This window comes from Haloarcula sp. H-GB5 (assembly GCF_054850705.1).
This window is the reverse complement of sequence record NZ_JBTWBG010000025.1, coordinates 1-1,605: the sequence shown is the minus strand read 5'-3', so window position 1 is coordinate 1,605 and position 1,605 is coordinate 1. Positions and strand designations below refer to the sequence as shown.

Sequence of the window (1,605 nt, the reverse complement as noted above, 5' to 3'; positions counted from 1 at the left end):
AGAAATCAATATCGACGGGATAACGCGCACTATTGATCTTGAGGCGGTTGAATCGCTCCGCTACCCTGTCGAGATGCCGGATATCGACATCCCGGCAACCGTCCATCTGAGTCCAGACGATATCTCGCTCGGTCTCGACGCAGCCGATATGCTTGCCGACCGGTTTGACCTCTCTGTTGACGCCGATGCCGGAGAAGTGCGGTTTGCGGCAGACGGCGACACTGACAGCATGACCTACCGGTGGGACGACACCGATCTCATCGCCTTCGAGCCTGCGGATGTCGAAGTGAAACTGGACTCATCGCTGGTCAAATCGGCGAATGCTGGCCTGCCAGACGGCACGAATCGGGTTCTACATATCGGAAACGGGGTGCCACTCGTGCTGAAATCGGAGTTCCCCGACGCCGATGGAGCGATGCAGTTCGTGATCGCGCCGAAGCTCCCGAACTGACTCAGTTTCGAGCGTTTTGCGGAAACGGTGGTGTGTCTTAACCAACACCGACCCCCATACTTTCCGACTGTTGGTTAGCGCTATTTTTGCGTCTCCCCGGTCGGGTGAGGGATTTCCTTCATGGACCCGACCGAAACAGTTCCAGACTACGAGCGCTTCGAGCGCGAACAGATCGCCCAGGACCGCGACCGGCAGCGTCCCGATACTGTCGAGATCGACGAGCCACGAGGCCGCGAGGTCGTTACCAGTCTGCTTGACGAGGGGCTGGTTGAACCGATTCCAGAACAAAACGTCTTGCAGCACGTTCCGTCCGGACAGTGTTTCGACTCCGACGTGGCGCTGGTGTACTTCCACAAGGGCTGGGAGGCTAGAGGCGAGGAGTAGCCGACTCGCAGACTAACCAACACAGTACCCCACATTCTACTCAGTGTTGGTTAGCGGCAACGTCTCTTCTCTGACGCGGCGTACTGGCACGTCCCGAGAGTTGATACCCTATCAGAATTTTCCAAAGCGTATGGACCGCACCGACTGGCCGACACCCGGCCCGAACGAGCCTGTCCCGGCATGGGACGAGTACCGGCAGCTGCGCGAGGCCGTCCACGACTACCTCGATCACGAGCCAGAGGACCCAACGTGGGCGGACATTTGGAAAGCACTCGGCGCGATCATGGGCGAGTACCAGCGCGATGCGTTTGCCCAATCCTTCGACCTCGATGAGACTGCCGAGACAGCCTGCATACGCCGTCTCATCACGGGCGACGACGAGTGCCCGCACTCGCCGCTTGACGCCGACACCGACCCAAACGGACCGCCTCACAGCCCGCCAGCAGACGACCACTCGACGCTCTGGCTTGACGATGGCGAGCCGGCGTTGTACTCGATGCACGTCTATCCGGGGAATATCGAGCGATTGGATTCCACAGAGCCGCCCCACAATCTCTGGTTCGACGTCTTCGAGTTTGCCGCCGAGTGGGGACTAGAGGTCTCGATTCTCGCAAAGTCATGGTACAACCTTGGCTCGGCTATCCACGTCGTCTTCTATCCGCCGGAGCGGTACAGGTAGCCAGCTCACCTCGCTCAGTCAGCAAGTCGACTTTGTGACCCCCAGTGGAGGTGCGGGGGCGTGCCCGAGAGCGCGTCCCGAAGATAGACCG

The 1,605-nt window shown here is 59.8% G+C and carries 3 protein-coding genes; all 3 read left to right on the top strand.

Features of this window, described 5'->3' with window-relative positions; translation table 11 throughout:
* Nucleotides 1-451, top strand: a 451-nt coding sequence (locus ACYJ11_RS21340; RefSeq protein ID WP_461649392.1) for a beta clamp domain-containing protein, incomplete at its 5' end; no start/stop codon positions are given.
* Nucleotides 452-571: 120 nt separating this feature from the next.
* The gene (locus tag ACYJ11_RS21335; protein ID WP_461649391.1) at nt 572-835 is read left to right on the top strand and encodes a hypothetical protein; all 264 of its coding nucleotides are present in this window, start codon (nt 572-574) and stop codon (nt 833-835) included.
* A 130-nt stretch (nt 836-965) separates the two neighbouring features.
* Complete coding sequence (locus ACYJ11_RS21330; RefSeq protein ID WP_461649390.1) at nt 966-1,514, top strand: hypothetical protein; 549 nt, start codon at nt 966-968, stop codon at nt 1,512-1,514.
* The last annotated feature ends 91 nt before the right edge of the window (nt 1,515-1,605 follow it).